The sequence below is a fragment of the Pseudomonas sp. BNK-45 genome (assembly GCF_047456255.1).
In the GTDB taxonomy this organism is placed as follows: Bacteria; Pseudomonadota; Gammaproteobacteria; order Pseudomonadales; family Pseudomonadaceae; genus Aquipseudomonas.
The window spans coordinates 5,608,482-5,625,411 of the sequence record NZ_CP179909.1 but is presented as its reverse complement, the minus strand read 5'-3'; the positions used below and the strand labels follow the sequence as shown (position 1 = coordinate 5,625,411).

Here is a 16,930-nt window from a genome sequence, read left to right as displayed (position 1 = left end):
GGCTTGTACGTAATTTACGGATGAAAAACGATGAAAAGCTTTCGATTCATAAATCTCTGGCTACTCTCAGAGCTAGATCAGAAGGCCCGAGTGATCGAGTTTCGGGAAAACGTGAACGCCCTGATAGGGACTAACCATACTGGTAAGTCTACAATTGTCAGAAATCTCTTTACAGCGTTCGGATGCAAAACTCGCCCTTATGGAAAGGAGTGGCGGCAGGATACTATTTCGGCGGTCGAGTTCTCTGTAGAAGAAAAATACTATTTAATTCTGTACCGAGAAGGTATTCATACGTTGTTTGATGCGTCACTACAGGTGCTGTGGTCTACCTCTGATGGGGGGGAGCTGCGAGACCATTTCAGTAGTCTCGTGGGCTTTACTCTTCCCTTAATGGCGCAGGATGGTGAAATTAAAACAGCTAGGCCGGCCTTCTTTTTCGTACCTTTCTTTGTAGATCAAGATGGTAGTTGGGACGCGCCTTGGAGAACCTTTCAGTCTCTAGGTGAGTTCAAACAGTGGGAGAAAGCCACCTTAGACATCGCATTAGGAGCTAGGGCTTCCGTTTACTGGGAGACGTGGGGGAAGGTCGCATTAACAAAAAAAAACATTGAGGAGTTGTCTCATGAGTTGCGATTGCTTTCGAATACACGGTCGCGCTTGGCAGAGCAATTTCCGAAAATGCCGTGGTTTCGTGATGCACTAGCTTTCCGTAAAGATCTCAAAGAGCTAGAAGAACGCGCTGACAAGTTAGCGAAAGATCAAAGTGAGTTACGTCGCCAAGCAACCGATACCACAACATCCATAAATGTCATGTCTGCACAGGTTCGGCTAATTGAAGGGGCGCTTAGTGCGCACTCCGAAGATATGTTGTTTTTAGATGGGCTTCCCTCTAATCAAGATATAACTTGTCCGACCTGCGGGACGGCGCATGAGCATTCGTTTCATGAACGGATGAAGTTGGAGGCCGAAGCGGATGAGTTGAGGGAGTTAAAGTCTAGTTTTAGAGCTCGTATGGTTGATTATGAAAACTCCCAAGTTTTGACGCAGGATAAGCTGTTGCTGGTAGATAAGCAGGCTAATGAAATTGATGAGCTTTTAGATAAAACACGTGGCGCCCTTCGCCTTCGCGAGGTGATAGATAGGGCTGGATTGGATAAGGCGTTTTCAGCTTTTAAAATTCAACTTGAAAAGATTTCAAAGTCTAAGGCGAAGGAAGAAGAAGCGCTAAGTAATTTAGAAGGTCTACTCCGTTCGCTGGATGATAAGAAACATACGAAAAAAGTGAGGGATACGTTCAATTCATTCTATGCTAAGTTCGCAGGGGAGCTAGAGGTACCACCGTCCTTACTTAATAGGAAAGGAGATATTAAGATTAAGCCTCAGCAGGGTGGGAGTGGTGGCCCTAGGGCGATATTGGCATATTATTTTGCTTTGGCACACACGGCAAATATGTATTCTTCTCAAATTATTCCTCCTTTGGTTATCGATTCCCCGCATCAAAAAGCGCAGGATGATATAAATAGACCGATTGTTACCGAGTTTATTATTAGGAATCGTGTGCCAGGTCAGCAATTGATCGTAGGTTTGGAAGAAGATATTCCAGTTTCGGTTGTGTTGGGTGAGGAGGATATGAAACTAATGCTTGCTGATAAATTTTCAGTGCTTATAAAAAGCGATTATAAAAAGGCATTTGATTTTTTTGCGTATTTGATTTCTCAAGAAAGAGAGTTTGTAGAGAAAACTCTTAATTGATTTTGTGTTTGGTGTGTAGTGGTCAATCAGTAGTTCATGGAAGAAATGATGCTGAAAAAATTCTTTGTCGCTTCGTTGTTAACTTTATCCACCCAGCAGGCTCATGCTTTCCTCTCCACAAAGGCCACTCTCAATTGGCTTGATAAGGGAGGTGAACAAGCTGCGGCTGCTCGAATGTACTTGAATGGGATGGTCGAAGCTTTTTGGGTCGGGTCTTTGGCGTCACAGACCATGGGGCAGAATGGTTCGATTTGCTTCCCTAAAAGTCAGAACCTCCAAACAGAGGAGCTGCGTTTGATGGCCGTACTGTCGTTGAAGAAGGCTCTGAACAAGTTTGATGCCGACGGGGACCTAGCCGGGAAAGCTTCATTTCTGAAGGCCCCGGTGTCGTTAAGCTTGCAGATGACCTGGCAATTTGAGTTTCCGTGTGGTTAGACGCATAAGATGGTAAGCGCCGGGCTTTTCATGCGTACTCGTGATGCGTACACTTTGCTCTATTGGTTGAGAAAAAAAACCAGTAAAAACTGGGCTTTGTGAGGTTTTGGTAGAATCGAGAGTTCGAATCTCTCCTTCACCGCCAAATTCGATGTACAGAAAACCCCTGGTTTCCGCGAGAAGCCAGAGGTTTTTTGCATTCTGGCCCTGCGCGGTGCCGTTTGTGGCTGGTGCGTGCAGGCTTGATCAGGCCCTGTGGCCGTTGATGATTGTTGTGAGTCTTGTCGACAGGTTCTGCCGCCGCTCCGGTTGTGCGCGAAAGATTGTCCTGGATCAGCTTTCCTCCTGGTGCCTTGGCCGCTCGTCGGTGTCTGGCGATTTTGAACGGCAGGTCGGTAAATGACTGTCTAGTCTGATCTGCCGTGGCGATCAGTATTTTCCAGGCAATCAGGAGCTTGCCGGTACTGATCGGTTGTTGGAGGGAGCTGGGAGATGAGGAGTCTTGCCTATATCGAAGACAACGGGGATGAGTTCCCAATCAACAACTTGGTGCGTTGCGGTCAGGCCGCATTTGAAGTGGAAGATCAATCCCGGGTCAGCGTGAGTAACAGGAAAAAAACTGCACCGCTGCCGGTAGCCAGTAATACGATGTTTTTCCCCAAGGCATTGCCGAAGAGAAAGTAAAGTTCAGTTATAAGAGCCCCGCCAGATGCGGGGTTTTTTATTGTCCGCAGGTTATCGATGACAGATGTTGGAAGGCCCGGCGTTTCAATGGTGGGGGCGCAAGTGTGTTCAGGGCGCGAGGTTGCCTAGGACAGGGCGGATAAGCTGTTTCCCGGGGTCAGGCGGCGTTTTCCGGGGTCTGTGGTGCCGTGGGCAAGTGCCATTGGTAGGTGGGGTTCAGTGGTGTTGCGGGTCAGGTGCATGCGGCAGGGGTGAGCCAGTTTGTGTATTAAATTTTTGATTGATTTTGAGTAGCCGTATTAATTGTTTATCGCCAGTGCGAAGAGTTCAGTAAAGAAGGTTCTGTTGTGATTTGGGAATCTTCTTATCTCAATTGGCTATAACTGACGATATGTTCCTTATCCCGATTAAAGCGGGGCTGTGCATCCAGCGATGATGCCTCTATATGAAAAGCGATAAGGAAATAAACGTGAAAGCTATTTTCAAACTCCTCGCCCTGTCCACGCTTGTAGCCGCTGCCACCGGTTGCACCAGCTACAACATCAGCCAGCCATCGGCGCCTATCGACAGTCAGGTCAAGGCTGACCTGAAGGCGGACGTGGCAGTGGGCGAGGCGATCTCGGGTCAATCGTCGGTGAACATCCTGTTTGGCTTCCTGCAGTTTGGCGGCGATAGCCAGTTCGCTGACGGTGTGGCTTACGGCGGTGATGGTGGCGGTGCATTGGGTGGCCTGGGCCTGGACCCGGTCAGCTCGGTCAAGTCCGCTGCAGCCTACAAGGCCGTCAAGTCGTCGGGCGCCGACCTGATCGTTGCCCCGCGTTATGAAGTGAACGAAGAAAACTACTTTGTCTTCAAGAAAGTCTCGGTCACGGTCAAAGGCAATAAAGGCAACATCCGCAGCATTCGTTGATTCGTGCTGCGCATGAGCGTCCTGGGTGGAGGCCGGATCGTGCGGCAGCAGTCTTCCAAGGGGCTGCGGGCTGCCGATCTGGCCTGAACATCTTCAGTCAGGTGAGCTGAAGTTGCCTTGGGATCTGTGAGTTGAAGGATCTGCCGCTGTTGCTCCCAGCGGTAGGGTCTTTTCACAGAATCTTCACATCTGCCTGAGTACGCTCAAACCATCCGTTAAACGCAATACCCCTAGCCCGTTCCCCAGCGGGCTTTTTTTTGCGCGGTGATAAAACTCTTTTAAAATCAGCTGTCCAAGCCACCGGAGAGCAACCCGGTGTTGCCGTGACGCCGCATCTCGGGCGGCGCGGCGCTGGTCTTACAAGTCGGATCCACAGTCTTTTTTTGAGGTTCAAGTCATGCGTTCAACTTTACCTGCCCTGGTTGTGGGACTTCTGCTGGCTCAAGGCGCCATGGCCGGTGATGGCACCGCAGCCATCGGTGGCGGCCTCGGCGGTGCGCTGGGCAACGTGGTTGGCCAGCAGCTCGGTGGCAGCACCGGGGCAGCCATTGGTGCGGGTGTGGCCGGGGCGGCCGGCAGTGCAGCGGGTGCGCGCAAGGGCAGCCGGGCCAAAGCGGCGATTGGCGGCGGCCTGGGTTCGGCAGGTGGGTCGCTGATCGGCAACCGTCTGGGCGGCAGCACCGGTTCCACCGTGGGGGCCGGTATCGGCGGCGCGGCGGGCGGAGCCCTGGGCAGCAGCATGGGCCACAAGAAGCGTCATTGATCGTTGTTGTTTGCAAAGAAACCCGGCCCTGTGCCGGGTTTTTTGTGCGCGTCGGTTCTGGCTTCACCATACTCAACAGTGTCAGCCCCGATATTCCAGGAGACGATCATGCCCCGCGAGACTCCAGGCACTACCCAGCCACCCACCGTCGAACCGCAGGTGATCAACGACCCGGGCAACGAAGATCCGGGCTCCTTGATGGACGATGCGCAAGTGCCGTTGCAAGAGGCACCTGAATCGCAGGAGGACGAATCCTCGGACGATGCCTGATGCCGTCCCGCGCAACCCTGGCCATGCCCCTTGGTTGCTCCTGACCCAGCCCCGCCGCTATGCTGCCAAACCCTTTAATTGACGCGTTGCCAAGAACACGGGCCGTATCCGAGCCGCTCCCTGGAATGTACTTTTGCTAACGGATCCGATGCGATGAATGCACAGTTGAATGATTTGGGGCCGATCAAGGCGGTGATTTTCGACATGGATGGCCTGCTGCTCGACACCGAGGGCATCTACACCGAGATCACCCAGTTGATCGCCGAGCGTTATGGCCGCACCTACGACTGGACCATCAAGCAGAACATCATCGGTCGCGGGGCCGCTGATCTGGCGCGCTACGTGGTGCAGGCCCTGGACCTGCCCATCAGCGCCGAGGAGTTCCTGGTCATGCGCGAGCCGTTGATGCGCGAGCGCTTTCCTCGCGCCGAAGCCATGCCGGGCGCCCAGCAACTGGTGCGCCACTTGAAGGATCACCGGATCCCCATTGCGGTGGGCACCAGTTCGTCACAGATGTCCTTTGGCGAGAAAACCACCCGCCATGGCGATTGGTTCGCTCTGTTCGACACCATCGTCACCGCCGATGATCCGGAAGTGACGGCGGCCAAGCCGGCGCCGGACATCTTCCTCACCGCCGCCCGACGCCTGGGCGTGGCGCCGCAGGAGTGCCTGGTCTTCGAGGATTCGCCGTTCGGCGTGACCGCTGCCCGGGCCGCGGGTATGAGTGTGATCGCGGTCCCCGATCCGGCCATGGCCGATGCCAAGTTTGCCCATGCCGACAGGATTCTGCGTTCGCTCAAGGGCTTCGAACCTGCGACCTGCGGTTTGCCCCATATGATCTGGGACTGAACGGGCGAGAGCGGCGTCCGCCTGTTGGAATAAGGCACTGCCAGGCTGTTTCCAGCCGCAAGCCGCAAGCCGCAAGCCGCAAGCTCGGGAGCCGCAAGCTCGGGAGCCGGGCCACCTCAGATGGGTGGCCCGGCTTTTTTCTGCTCGCGGTTTTCAGGCGCTGAAGCCGCCGTCGATGCTCAAGCTGGCACCGGTGATATAGGCCGCTTCTGGGCCGGCCAGGTAGGCCACGAAACCGGCGATCTCTTCGGCACGGCCGTAGCGGCGCACGGCCATGAGATCCAGCAGGCTTTCGGCAAAGGCGCCGTCGGCCGGGTTCATGTCGGTGTCCACCGGGCCGGGCTGGACGTTGTTGATGGTGATGCCCCGTGGTCCCAGGTCCCGCGCCAGGCCTTTGGTCAGGCCCACCAGCGCGGCCTTGCTCATGGCGTAGGGGCCGCCACCGGCGAAGGGCATGCGCTCGGCGTTGGTGCTGCCGATATTGATGATGCGTCCGCCTTCGCCCATGTGCCGCGCAGCCTCCTGGGTGGCGATGAACACGCTGCGGATGTTGATGGCCAGGGTCTGGTCAAAGTCTTCCAGCTTGAACTCGTCCAGCGGGGCCATTGCCAGTACCCCGGCATTGTTGACCAGGATGTCGAGGCCGCCGAAGGCCTGGATGGTACGTTGCACGGCTTCCCGAATGGCTTCGGCGTCGGCGCTGTCGGCCTGGATCGCCAACGCCTTGCCGCCCTTGGCGAGGATGCTGTCCTGCAGGGCCTGGGCCTTGCTCGCCGAGCTGACATAGGTAAAGGCGACGCTGGCGCCTTCGGCGGCCAGGCGCTCGACGATGGCGGCGCCGATACCGCGGGAACCGCCTTGGATCAAGGCCACTTTGCCGCTGAGGTTGTGCTTGCTCATGTGTTTCTCCAGAGATTCAAGGTCGGGTGCCTTGTGCTTGGCGTCGAGTATCGACTGTCGATTGGCCGCTGTGTAGCGGGTAATTCCTATACTCTGTGTAAACCAAAAGTATGGAATAACCGGTGATGGAAGCTTTCGGCAGTATCGAATGTTTTGTCCGCAGCGCTGAAGTCGGCAGCTTTGCCGAGGCGGCGCGACGCCTGGGATTGACCCCTGCTGCGGTGGGAAAAAGCGTAGCCAAGCTGGAGGCGCGGGTGGGTGTACGTCTATTCCAGCGCAGTACCCGGCGTTTGACCCTGACCGAGGCCGGGCGCTTGTTCCTGGCGGAAGTCAGCGACAGCCTGCAGACCATCCAGAACGCCGTGAGCAGCCTGTCCACCGTCCAGGGGCGCCCGGCAGGCACGCTCAAGGTCAGCATGGGAACGGTATTTGGCTGTTTTTACATCGTGCCGATGCTCGCCAGCTTCCTGCAGCGTTACCCGGATATCCAGCCGGACTGGCATTTCGACAATCGCCAGGTGGACCTGATCGGCCAGGGCTTCGATGCCGCCATCGGTGGCGGTTTCGAGTTGCCGCAAGGGGTGGTCGCCCGGCGCCTGGCACCGGCCCATCGGGTGCTGGTGGCCAGCCCGGCCTACCTCGCGGGGCGAGCGCCGATCCGTGATCCGGAGGACCTGCAGCATTGCCGGGGAATCCTGATCCGTTCTCCGCAGACCGGCCGCATCCGTCCCTGGCAACTCAGCGGGCGCGGCGGTGGCGTGCGGCCTTTGGAGCTCAAGGCCAGCATGACCATGAGCGATTCCGAAGCCGCCTGCGTGGCGGCCGCCCAGGACCTCGGGTTGGCCCTGGTGAGCATGCCGTTTGCCGTCAACTACCTGCGTTCCGGCGCGCTGCAACGGGTGCTGCCGGATTGGTACGTGGATGATGGCTACACCTCGATCTACTACGCCGAGCACAAGATGCTCCCGGGCAAGACCCGGGCTTTTGTCGACTTCGTCATCGAGCAATTCGCCGAACAGGGCCTGGCGCAAACCTTCAGCGCCCTGTAGGCGCCGTCTGGCTGGCAACCCCGGGCGCTGGCTAACTCAGCGCCCCAAACGCAGCGGCCAGCCAGCCACCCGTTTCGGCCGCGGCGTCGCGTAGGTCCGCACCTTCGAGGTGGACAGCCCCAGACGCACCAGGGACTCGGCGACGGTGACCGCCGCCGTGACCCCATCCACCACCGGCACCCCGGTGCGCTGGCGGATCTGTTCATCCAGCCCGGCCATGCCGCCACAGCCCAGGCAGATCACTTCGGCCTTGTCCTGGGTTACCGCCAGTTCGGCCTGGCGCACGATGGCTTCCACCGCCCGCAGCGGGTCTTCCTCCAGCTCCAGCACCGCCAGGCCGCTGGCCCGCACCGAGGCGCAGCGCTCGTAGAGGCCGGACAGCTTGAGCCGGTCCTCGATCAGCGGCACGGTGCGATCCAGGGTGGTCACCACCGAGTAGGCATGGCCAAGGAACATCGCGGTGCTGGCAGCGGCGTCGGTGATGTCCACCACCGGCACATTCAGCAACTCCTGCAGGCCCTCGCGGCCGTGCTCGCCGTAACCGGCCTGGATCACTGCGTCATAGGGCTGGTCGTAGGCCAGCACCCGATCCATCACGGCGATGGCCGCCAGGTAGCTTTCGAAGTTGCCTTCCACCGATTCGGCGCCGAAGTAGGGGGTCAAACCGACGATTTCCGTTCCCGGCGCCGCCACGCTTTGCGCCTGGCGGGCGATGGCTTGGGTGATGGAGTCGGTGGTGTTGACGTTGACCACGAGAATGCGCATGGGGGTTCCTTACTGGTTGGGCAGTTCAAGGCCCGGCGCACCGGGCCGTTCAGGTTCAATGACTGACGTTGTCCACGGCGATGGATTCGCCGCTAACATCGGCGTACCCGGGTTGGCGCTTGGCGATGATCAGGTACAGCAGGCCGGCGATACCGGCACCGATCAGCCAGGAAAACGGCGAGACGCTGGCAAAGCCCGGCACCAGGGCCAGCACGATGGCGATCAGCGCCGCGGGCACGAAGGCCGCCAGCGCCCGCAGATTGACCCCGCGGCTGTAGAAGTACGCGCCTTGCGGGTCTTCGCTGTACAGCTGCGGCACGTGGATCCGGGCTTTGCGCAGGATCCAGTAGTCCACCATGATCACCCCGTACAGCGGGCCGAGCAGGGCGCCCAGGCCGGAGAGGAAGTACACGATCACCAGCGGGCTGTTGTACAGGTTCCACGGCAGGATCAGCACCGCCAGCGCCGCACTGATCAGCCCGGCGCGGCGGAAGGTCAGGTACTTGGGCGCCAGGTTGCTGAGGACGAAGGCCGGGGCGACGAAGTTGGCCATGATGTTCACCGCCACGGTGACGATCAGGAAGGCCAGGCAGCCCAGCACCAGAAACAGCGTATTGGGGATCGAGGCGATGATCTGGGTCGGGCTTTCGATGACCTGGCCGTTGATCTGGAACTGCGCGCCGCACAGCAGCACGGTGATGGTGGCAAACACCAGGATGTTCACCGGCAGGCCCCAGAAGTTGCCGACCTTGATGGTCTTGCGGCACGGCGAGGAGCGCGCGAAGTCGCAGAAATTGAGGATCAGCGTGCCGTAGATCGCCAGCCACAGCGCGCCGCCGGCGAAGATCTGCCGCCACATTTCGCCACCGCTCAACGGCTCGCGGATCGACCAGGCAATCTGCCCGTCGGCCTGGGTGTACATCCACCCGGCGAGGCAGGCCACGGTCAGCAGAATGATCGGCCCGGCGAAGGCTTCGTAGCGGCGGATCATCTCCATGCCGTAGGCGAGGATCACCAGCTGCACCAGCCAGATCACCACGAAACAGGCCCAGCCCAGGCTCGACAGGCCGAGGATCGAGTCGTGGTCGTAATCGGCGAAACCGGGATGGATCGCGGTCAGCAACACGCGAAACACGACCGAAGCCAGGTAGGTCTGGATGCCGAACCAGGCGATCGCGATCACCGCGCGGATCAGCGCCGGTATCTGCGCGCCGTGGATGCCGAAGCTGATGCGGCTGATCACCGGGAACGGCACGCCGGTCTTCTGCCCCATGTAGCCGGACAGGTTCATGAAGCAGTACACCAGCGCCGCGCCTATCCCCAGCGACAGCAGGATCTGCCAGCCGCCCAGGCCCAGGGCGTAGAGGCCGATGGCAAAGGAGTAGTTGGCGATGTTGTGCACGTCGTTGGTCCACAGGGCAAAGATGCTGTAGCCACCCCAGCGCCGACCCTCGACCTTGGTCGGTGCCAGGTCGCGGTTGTGCAGGCGCGGGCTGAGGACAATAGGGTGCGGGTGGGGATCGGCGACGGGGGGCTGGGCGTTGGGCGAATGCAGCGAGGAGGGCAGATCCAGTGCGATGTGGTTGGAAGGGCTGGTACGCATTCCGGCATGCTCCTGACTCCAGCCCTGGATGACTGTGCTTGAGCGCAAAGCTCGACAATCTTCGTCGCAGGGGAGGAATCACTGGGTTCGGGGCATCTGCAGCTTGAGTCGTGGGTCAGGCGTGCGGACGGTTAGTGTATGTATGTTTTGATTGTTTTGTATACAAAACATAAATCGACTAAAGCCACTTCTGTGCCAATTTTGCAGCTATGAAATCGGCTGCTGATTTCGTTTTGTTATGAATTGCGCCTAACTGCATGAAACAGCGGGATTAAAAATTGACTGATTGAACAGGTATTTATTTTTTCTCGGGCGCGACAGTGCATGCCACGAAATCCGGTGGGAGAAAGGCCTGTAACCTTTTGGGGCGGTGGGTTCTGAAAGTGCACACAAAAATGGCACTGATGGTGACATTTCTGTGTACATCTTTGTTGTCTGCGTGGGCTGGGCGCGTTCGCTTTGTCAGCCAAGGCGTCCTCGGGGTGAGGAGCCTGGCGCCGGCAGAAGAAGGGAGGTCAGGCTTTGCTGATGAGGTTGCCGGCGTGCAGGCCGCATTCCTTCTGGGTGGCTTCTTCCCACCACCAGCGGCCTTCGCGCTCGTGCTGGTTGGGCAGTACCGGGCGAGTGCAGGGCTCGCAGCCGATGCTGATGAAGCCGCGTTCATGCAGGCTGTTGTACGGCAGTTCGAGCATGCGGATGTAACCCCAGATCTCCTCGCTGCTCATCTGCGCCAGCGGGTTGAACTTGTACAGCGGGCGTTCGGGGGTGGAGAAGGCGCTGTCGATCTCCAGCACCGCCACCTGGCTGCGGGTGCCCGGGCTCTGGTCGCGGCGCTGGCCGGTGGCCCAGGCGCTGACGGTGGACAGTTTGCGTCGCAGTGGCTCGATCTTGCGGATGCCGCAGCATTCGCTGTGGCCGTCCTTGTAGAAGCTGAACAGGCCCTTTTCCTTGACGAAGGGTTCGAGCTTGCTGTGGTCCGGCGAGATCAGTTCGATGTCGATCTTGTAGTGTTCGCGCACCTGATCGATGAAGCGGTAGGTTTCCGGGTGCAGGCGCCCGGTGTCGAGGCTGAACACCTTGACGTTCTTGTTCAGCTTCCAGGCCATGTCCACCAGCACCACATCCTCGGCGCCGCTGAAGGAGATCCACAGGTCGTCACCGAACTGGGCGAAGGCCAGCTTGAGAATGTCCTGGGCGGATTTGTTGGCATAGGTCGCGGCGAGTTCAGCGACGTCGAACGATGGGTTCATCAGGGCGGTTTCCTACAGGTCGGTGGCGCTGTGCGCTCTATAGGGGGGCGATCTTAACAAAATCCACCCGGCCCTGGCGCGCTCCTCTGCGTTGCGCCTGCGCAGGCGAGTCGCTAGAGTTCGGCAGTCCTTTTGCTCGCTCAACGTCAATAATCAGAACCAATGGGAGTGTCTTGTGGAAATTGCCTGTCTCGATCTGGAAGGTGTACTGGTCCCGGAAATCTGGATCGCCTTTGCCGAAAAAACCGGGATTGAATCCCTCAAGGCAACCACCCGGGATATTCCCGACTACGACGTATTGATGAAGCAGCGCCTGCGGATTCTCGACGAACACGGCCTGAAGCTGTCGGACATCCAGGAAGTGATCGCCACCCTCAAGCCCCTGGAGGGCGCGGTGGAGTTCGTCAACTGGCTGCGTGAGCGCTTCCAGGTGGTGATCCTTTCCGACACCTTCTATGAGTTTTCCCAGCCGCTGATGCGCCAGCTGGGTTTCCCGACCCTGCTGTGTCACCGCCTGATCACCGATGACGGCGGTCGGGTCACCGGTTACCAGCTGCGCCAGAAGGACCCCAAGCGTCAATCGGTGCTGGCCTTCAAGAGCCTGTACTACCGGGTGATCGCCGCGGGGGATTCCTACAACGACACGACCATGCTCGGCGAGGCCGATGCCGGCATCCTGTTCCATGCCCCGGACAACGTGATCCGCGAGTTCCCGCAGTTCCCCGCGGTGCACAGCTTTGCCGAGTTGAAGCAGGAATTCATCAAGGCTTCCAACCGCACCCTGAGCCTGTAAAGCGCACCTGTAGCCGCTGCCGCAGGCTGCGACAAGCCCCGCAGGGGCTTCAAGGCCTCAAGGGCGACGCCTGCTTCGCAGTCGATCGCAGCCTGCGGCAGCGGCTACAGGGGTTCAGAGCCCCTGCAGCGTTTCCAGCAACACCCGCACCTTGGTGATGGATTCCTGGTACTCCGCCTGCCAGTCCGAATCCGCGACGATTCCGCCGCCACCCCAGCAACAGATCTGCCCGTCCTTGGCCAGCAGGCTGCGGATGGCGATCGAGCTGTCCATTTCTCCGCGCACGTCCAGGTACAGCAGCGAGCCGCAGTACAGGGCCCGTCGTGTGGGCTCCAGCTCGTCGATGATCTGCATCGAGCGGATCTTCGGCGCGCCGGTGATCGAGCCGCCGGGGAAGCTGCCGGCAATCAGGTCCAGGGCGTCCTTGCCGGGTGCCAGTTCACCGGTGACGCTGCTCACCAGGTGGTGCACGTTGGGGTAGCTTTCCAGGCTGAACAGCTCCGGCACGCGCACCGAGCCGGTGCGGCAGGTGCGCCCCAGGTCGTTGCGCAGCAGGTCGACGATCATCAGGTTTTCCGCGCGGTCCTTGGGGCTGGACAGCAGCTCGGCGGCGTTGGCCGCATCTTCGGCCGCATCCCGGCCGCGCGGGCGGGTGCCCTTGATCGGCCGGGTTTCCACCCGGCCCTGGCTGACGTGGACGAAGCGCTCCGGCGACAGGCTGAGCACCGCGCCGCCGTCCGGCAGGCGTTGAAAGCCCGAGAAGGGCGTCGGGCACGCCGCGCGCAACGCGCAGTAGGCGACCCACGGCTCGCCCTGGTACTGGCCGCGAAAGCGTTGGGCGAAGTTCACCTGGTAGCAGTCGCCGGCCTGGATGTAATGCTGGATGCGCTGGAATGCCTGACGGTAATCCTCGGCACTCAGGTCGGCCTGCATGGGCCGGCTGAGTGTGAACGAGCCTGCCGCCGTGGCGGGCGGTTGGCTGAACAGCTGGATCAGGCGCCGACGCTCTGCCTCTTCCAGGTTGGGGTGGAACAGCAACTGGCTGGTGCCCGCCTGGTGGTCATTGATCAGCGCCCAGGCGTACAGGCCAAAGCGTGCGTCCGGCAGGTGCAGGTCATCCCGGGCCTGGCTCGGCAGGCGTTCCAGATGGCGGCCGAAGTCGTAGCTGAGGTAGCCGATCAGGCCGCCGGCGAAGGGCAGTTCATAGGGCGCCGGGACCTGGGCCGGACCCAGTTGCTGCAGGTTGTGCCGCAGGCGCTGGAGGAAGTCGCCGCCACTTTCGTCGGCGGCCACCGTCAGCTCGGCCAGCGGCCAGGCGCTGAGCAGGTCGTAGCGACCGCGCTCGGCAGTGGGCCGGCCGCTGTCCAGCAGCACGGCGCCGGGAGCGTGTTCGATTGCCGCGAAATACTCGGCGGGGTTGGCGCGATAGGGGAGCGGGTGTACGGAACAGGTCAACATGCGGGGCAAATCAGCCATCGGAGCGCGGTTGGCGATTGTATGCCTGTGCAGGAGTTGCTCCTAGAGGGGATGTCGGCGATTGCCTGATTCACGGCGCATTCACCGACCTGTAGCCGCTGCCGCAGGCGGCGAAAGTTGCCTTCGCACCCCGCGGCAGTCGTTATCAGCCTTCCACCGGCGGAATGTGACCGAACAGCTCCTGGGCGAAGCGCACCCGCTCTTCGACGCTTTCCACGATGCCGCGGGTCTTGAGTTGCTCAAGGTGGGCTTCGATGGCGTGGGTACGCTGGGTCAGGCCGCAGTCGTTGGCGATCTGGATGTTCAGCCCGGGACGGGCGTTGAGTTCGAGAATCAGCGGGCCTTTGTCCTGGTCCAGGACCATGTCCACGCCGATGTAGCCCAGGCCGCAGAGCTCGTAGCAACCGGCCGCCAGCTTCATGAAACCGTCCCAGTAGGGCAGTTGCACGCCGTCCACGGCGTTGGTGGTGTCCGGGTGCTTGGTGATGATGTTGTTCAGCCAGGTGCCGCGCAGGGTCAGGCCGGTGGCCAGGTCGACGCCGACGCCGATGGCGCCCTGGTGCAGGTTGGCCTTGCCCCCGGACTGGCGGGTCGGCAGGCGCAGCATGGCCATCACCGGATAGCCCATGAGCACGATGATGCGGATGTCCGGCACGCCTTCGTAGCTGATGCTCTTGAAGATCTGGTCCGGGGTCACCCGGTATTCGATCAGCGCGCGGTCGCGGTGGCCGCCCAGGGAGTACAGGCCGGTGAGGATGCTGGAGATATGGTGCTCGATTTCCTCGTGGCTGATGATCTTGCCCGACACCGTGCGATAGCGGCCCTCGAAGCGGTCGGCGATCACAATGATGCCGTCACCGCCGGCGCCTTGCGCCGGCTTGATCACGAAGTCGTTGCGTTCACCGATGATCGCGTCGAGCTTGTCGATTTCCTTCTCGGTGGAGATCACCCCGTACAGTTCCGGCACATGGATGCCGGCCTTGATCGCCCGCTCCTTGGTGATGATCTTGTCATCGACGATGGGGTACAGGCTGCGCTTGTTGTACTTGAGCACGTAGTCGGCGTTACGCCGGTTGATGCCCATGATTCCCCGCGCTTCCAGGGCTTTCCAGGTCTTCCACAGGCCGAACATCAGGAATCTGCCTTGACGAAGGCTTTGAAACGCACGAGTTCGGTCAGGCGGTAGCCGCGATAGCGACCCATCGCCAGCATGAAGCCCACCAGGATCAGCAGCATCGCCGGGAAGGTGAAGACGAAGTACGTCAGCTCCGGCACGCTCATGATCAGGTGCGCCAGGGACGCGGCGAACAGGGTGCCGATGGCGACTTTCATTGCATGGCCGGCGCCGCGCTCTTCCCAGGTGATGGACAGGCGTTCGATGGTCATGGTCAGGATCACCATCGGGAACAGCGCCACCGACAGGCCGCGCTCCAGGCCCAGCTTGTGGCTGAACAGGCTGATGGCGGCGATCAGCACCACGACGAAGGTCAGCACCACCGACAGCCGCGGCAGCATCTGCAGTTTCAGGTGTTCCAGGTAGGAGCGCAGGGACAGCCCGAGCGCGGTGATCACCGTGAACAGCGCGATACCGAAGCCCAATTGGGTTTCGCGGAACGCCAGGGCGATCAGTACCGGGGTGAAGGTGCCCAGGGTCTGCAGGCCGATCAGGTTGCGCAACACCAGGATCACCAGCACGCCGATGGGGATCATCACCATGATCATGAAGGTCTGCTGGGTCTGCAGCGGCAGGCCGTAGAGCGAGTATTCGAGGAAGTTGGCGTCAGTGTTCTCGTCGGTCAGCTTGGCCAGGCGAATGGCGTTCATTTCGCTGTTGTTGAGGCTGAAGGTGACGTTGGCTTTCTTGCCGCCATCGACGGTGATCAGGTTGTCGTCACCGGTCCACCACAGCAGGCGGTCGCTGGGCATGCCCTGTTCGCCGGTTTCCGGGTTGAAGTACAGCCAGTCGGTGCCATTGAAGCTGCGCAGCCAGAGCTCCGGAGTCTGCTGCTGGTCGGCCACCAGGCGGATGGTGTGGACCTTCTCCATCGGCACATGGGCAATGGACAGCAGCAGCTCGACGATCTTGGCCTTGTTGGCGCTGGACGTGTCGCCGGCCAGCAGCAGCTTGGCGTTGTCGTCATTGGCGTTGTTGACGCGCTTGATGGCTTCGCTGATGAAGGTCTCGACGTCCGCCGAGTGCTGGCGGATCGGCGCCAGCAAGGCTTCGGCGGCAATCTTTTCCGGGCCTTCCACGGCCATGCTGTCGCGGAAGGTCGGGCCCTTGATCTTGGATTTCTCGGCGCTGTAGCGCTTGGTCAGCACCAGGCGGTAGTACAGGGTCTGGTTGCCCTTGGCCCGGCGCGCCGACCAGGTGACCTTGCGGTTGCCGTCGACGCGGTTCACCGCCACCCCATAGTTGTTGGAGATGAAGCTCTCGTTGAGGCTCACGTAGTCGCGGCTCAGGGGCGGCACGAACATCTGGATCTTGATCGGGTCCTTGCCGTTGGCGACGAACTCGACCTTGGCATCGATGTTCCACAGATCGTCGGTGGCGTCTTCGGTCACTGGAATGCCCAGCACGAAGATCTGATAGGCCGTGATCGAAATGCCCAGCACCACCAGGATGGCGATCAGGACTTTCAGATGAAGGGTAAGAGAGCGCATTGGAATTACTCTGCGGTATGAGCGTCGGTGGCGCAGGCGGGTTTGCCAGCAGCGTATTTAAGACTGGGGTCGACCAGGGCATCGAAGCGTTTCAGGGCTTCGGAGCCAATCAGCAGCGGGTATTGGAAGGCGCTGCGGTCGGTCAAGTTCACTTCGATGCTGCGCAAGGCGCTGCCCATGCACACATCCAGGGCGATCACCGGCCGGGCGGTGTAGTTCTTGTCTTCATCGGGGTCATAGTCGCCGGCGCGGCGCTTGATCTTGCTGACCCGGGCCAGAGGCCGCTCGATGGGGTGGCTGTGGGCGGTGTCGATGGCCAGGTAGAAACGCACCCAGGATTCGCCATTGCGCTTGAAGCGCTTGATGTCGCGGGCACTCAGGGACGCGGTCTTGGCGCCGGTGTCGAGCTTGGCCGCGACTTCCAGGTCAATGTCCGACAACCGTGCGTATTCATTCAAACCGTAGACAGTCTTGCCGGCGGCGGCGCTGATGCCGGGAAGGGCAAGCAGGCAGAGGAGGGGGGGAGGGCCTTGAGTCTCATAGATCCTGATGGGCATGGGTTCTTCAATTCAAGGCGACCGGCATTGCTGCGCAAGCTCCCTCGTGTGCGTGCCATAAAAAGATGACAGGCCAATGCGGGCGGCATTCTAGCATGCTGGTTTTGCCGCGCCAGGGCTGGGGGCGGGCCTTTTGTCTCGTTTTGGTGCAAAGGGTTATTAGACGATTGTCGACAATCTCAATTTTTCCTTTGACTGTTTTCGGGGTAT

General features: G+C 60.0%; 16 protein-coding genes and 1 pseudogene. 9 read left to right on the top strand and 8 right to left on the bottom strand.

Translation table 11 applies throughout. The features are described 5' to 3' along the window. Positions 1-30 precede the first annotated feature (30 nt). The 7 genes from ACMGG8_RS25335 (at position 31) to ACMGG8_RS25305 (ending at position 5,663) form a co-directional block, all read left to right on the top strand. Complete coding sequence (locus tag ACMGG8_RS25335) at positions 31-1,752, top strand: hypothetical protein (protein WP_414158658.1); 1,722 nt, start codon at positions 31-33, stop codon at positions 1,750-1,752. A 36-nt stretch (positions 1,753-1,788) separates the two neighbouring features. Next, positions 1,789-2,187, top strand: coding sequence for a hypothetical protein (locus ACMGG8_RS25330; protein WP_414158657.1), 399 nt, complete (start codon positions 1,789-1,791; stop codon positions 2,185-2,187). A gap of 492 nt (positions 2,188-2,679) precedes the next feature. Continuing rightward, the gene (locus tag ACMGG8_RS25325; protein ID WP_016964335.1) at positions 2,680-2,871 is read left to right on the top strand and encodes a hypothetical protein; all 192 of its coding nucleotides are present in this window, start codon (positions 2,680-2,682) and stop codon (positions 2,869-2,871) included. A 445-nt stretch (positions 2,872-3,316) separates the two neighbouring features. Beyond that, positions 3,317-3,781 (top strand): hypothetical protein, encoded by a 465-nt coding sequence (locus ACMGG8_RS25320; protein ID WP_375136249.1) that lies wholly within the window; start codon positions 3,317-3,319, stop codon positions 3,779-3,781. 397 nt (positions 3,782-4,178) lie between these two features. Beyond that, positions 4,179-4,544, top strand: a complete 366-nt coding sequence (locus tag ACMGG8_RS25315; RefSeq protein WP_047302868.1) for a glycine zipper domain-containing protein — start codon at positions 4,179-4,181, stop codon at positions 4,542-4,544. 108 nt (positions 4,545-4,652) lie between these two features. Then, positions 4,653-4,814, top strand: a complete 162-nt coding sequence (locus tag ACMGG8_RS25310) for a hypothetical protein (RefSeq protein ID WP_181321579.1) — start codon at positions 4,653-4,655, stop codon at positions 4,812-4,814. 153 nt (positions 4,815-4,967) lie between these two features. Then, positions 4,968-5,663, top strand: a complete 696-nt coding sequence (locus ACMGG8_RS25305) for an HAD-IA family hydrolase (protein WP_414158656.1) — start codon at positions 4,968-4,970, stop codon at positions 5,661-5,663. 153 nt (positions 5,664-5,816) lie between these two features. Here ACMGG8_RS25305 and ACMGG8_RS25300 read toward each other — a convergent pair whose 3' ends face one another. Beyond that, positions 5,817-6,563, bottom strand: coding sequence for a 3-oxoacyl-ACP reductase family protein (locus tag ACMGG8_RS25300; protein WP_414158655.1), 747 nt, complete (start codon positions 6,561-6,563; stop codon positions 5,817-5,819). Between the two features lie 125 nt (positions 6,564-6,688). On the opposite strand from ACMGG8_RS25300, the gene ACMGG8_RS25295 reads away from it, so the two are divergent. Next, entirely contained in the window at positions 6,689-7,612 is a 924-nt protein-coding gene (locus ACMGG8_RS25295; RefSeq protein ID WP_102863866.1) for a LysR family transcriptional regulator, read from the top strand. 36 nt (positions 7,613-7,648) lie between these two features. Here the strand turns inward: ACMGG8_RS25295 and ACMGG8_RS25290 are convergent, their stop codons facing one another. The 3 genes from ACMGG8_RS25290 to ACMGG8_RS25280 form a co-directional block, all read right to left on the bottom strand. Then, complete coding sequence (locus ACMGG8_RS25290; RefSeq protein ID WP_414158654.1) at positions 7,649-8,377, bottom strand: aspartate/glutamate racemase family protein; 729 nt, start codon at positions 8,375-8,377, stop codon at positions 7,649-7,651. A 55-nt stretch (positions 8,378-8,432) separates the two neighbouring features. Further along, the gene (locus ACMGG8_RS25285) at positions 8,433-9,980 is read right to left on the bottom strand and encodes an NCS1 family nucleobase:cation symporter-1 (RefSeq protein WP_414158653.1); all 1,548 of its coding nucleotides are present in this window, start codon (positions 9,978-9,980) and stop codon (positions 8,433-8,435) included. 515 nt (positions 9,981-10,495) lie between these two features. Continuing rightward, entirely contained in the window at positions 10,496-11,230 is a 735-nt protein-coding gene (locus ACMGG8_RS25280; RefSeq protein WP_414158652.1) for a phosphoadenylyl-sulfate reductase, read from the bottom strand. A gap of 175 nt (positions 11,231-11,405) precedes the next feature. Here ACMGG8_RS25280 and thrH point away from each other — a divergent pair, with 175 nt between their 5' ends. Further along, on the top strand, positions 11,406-12,023 hold the full coding sequence (gene thrH / locus ACMGG8_RS25275; RefSeq protein ID WP_060838275.1) for a bifunctional phosphoserine phosphatase/homoserine phosphotransferase ThrH: 618 nt from the start codon (positions 11,406-11,408) through the stop codon (positions 12,021-12,023). A 114-nt stretch (positions 12,024-12,137) separates the two neighbouring features. Here thrH and pabB read toward each other — a convergent pair whose 3' ends face one another. The 4 genes and pseudogenes from pabB to ACMGG8_RS25255 all read right to left on the bottom strand — a co-directional run bounded on the left by pabB (position 12,138) and on the right by ACMGG8_RS25255 (position 16,704). Beyond that, positions 12,138-13,481 (bottom strand): aminodeoxychorismate synthase component I, encoded by a 1,344-nt coding sequence (gene pabB / locus ACMGG8_RS25270; protein WP_414158651.1) that lies wholly within the window; start codon positions 13,479-13,481, stop codon positions 12,138-12,140. A gap of 163 nt (positions 13,482-13,644) precedes the next feature. Further along, positions 13,645-14,631, bottom strand: a complete 987-nt coding sequence (locus ACMGG8_RS25265; protein ID WP_060838276.1) for an alpha-L-glutamate ligase-like protein — start codon at positions 14,629-14,631, stop codon at positions 13,645-13,647. After that, positions 14,631-16,163 (bottom strand): inactive transglutaminase family protein, encoded by a 1,533-nt coding sequence (locus ACMGG8_RS25260; RefSeq protein WP_414158650.1) that lies wholly within the window; start codon positions 16,161-16,163, stop codon positions 14,631-14,633. The genes ACMGG8_RS25265 and ACMGG8_RS25260 overlap by 1 nt, the downstream gene beginning before the upstream one ends. A gap of 5 nt (positions 16,164-16,168) precedes the next feature. Continuing rightward, positions 16,169-16,704 (bottom strand): annotated as a pseudogene (locus tag ACMGG8_RS25255) (ATP-dependent zinc protease). Positions 16,705-16,930 lie beyond the last annotated feature (226 nt).

Coding starts and splice junctions, on each gene's coding strand:
- ACMGG8_RS25335 (WP_414158658.1), top strand. CDS start 31: ATGAAAAGCTTTCGATTCATAAATCTCTGGCTACTCTCAGAGCTAGAT.
- ACMGG8_RS25330 (WP_414158657.1), top strand. CDS start 1,789: ATGGAAGAAATGATGCTGAAAAAATTCTTTGTCGCTTCGTTGTTAACT.
- ACMGG8_RS25325 (WP_016964335.1), top strand. CDS start 2,680: ATGAGGAGTCTTGCCTATATCGAAGACAACGGGGATGAGTTCCCAATC.
- ACMGG8_RS25320 (WP_375136249.1), top strand. CDS start 3,317: ATGAAAAGCGATAAGGAAATAAACGTGAAAGCTATTTTCAAACTCCTC.
- ACMGG8_RS25315 (WP_047302868.1), top strand. CDS start 4,179: ATGCGTTCAACTTTACCTGCCCTGGTTGTGGGACTTCTGCTGGCTCAA.
- ACMGG8_RS25310 (WP_181321579.1), top strand. CDS start 4,653: ATGCCCCGCGAGACTCCAGGCACTACCCAGCCACCCACCGTCGAACCG.
- ACMGG8_RS25305 (WP_414158656.1), top strand. CDS start 4,968: ATGAATGCACAGTTGAATGATTTGGGGCCGATCAAGGCGGTGATTTTC.
- ACMGG8_RS25300 (WP_414158655.1), bottom strand. CDS start 6,563: ATGAGCAAGCACAACCTCAGCGGCAAAGTGGCCTTGATCCAAGGCGGT.
- ACMGG8_RS25295 (WP_102863866.1), top strand. CDS start 6,689: ATGGAAGCTTTCGGCAGTATCGAATGTTTTGTCCGCAGCGCTGAAGTC.
- ACMGG8_RS25290 (WP_414158654.1), bottom strand. CDS start 8,377: ATGCGCATTCTCGTGGTCAACGTCAACACCACCGACTCCATCACCCAA.
- ACMGG8_RS25285 (WP_414158653.1), bottom strand. CDS start 9,980: ATGCGTACCAGCCCTTCCAACCACATCGCACTGGATCTGCCCTCCTCG.
- ACMGG8_RS25280 (WP_414158652.1), bottom strand. CDS start 11,230: ATGAACCCATCGTTCGACGTCGCTGAACTCGCCGCGACCTATGCCAAC.
- pabB (WP_414158651.1), bottom strand. CDS start 13,481: ATGTTGACCTGTTCCGTACACCCGCTCCCCTATCGCGCCAACCCCGCC.
- ACMGG8_RS25265 (WP_060838276.1), bottom strand. CDS start 14,631: ATGTTCGGCCTGTGGAAGACCTGGAAAGCCCTGGAAGCGCGGGGAATC.
- ACMGG8_RS25260 (WP_414158650.1), bottom strand. CDS start 16,163: ATGCGCTCTCTTACCCTTCATCTGAAAGTCCTGATCGCCATCCTGGTG.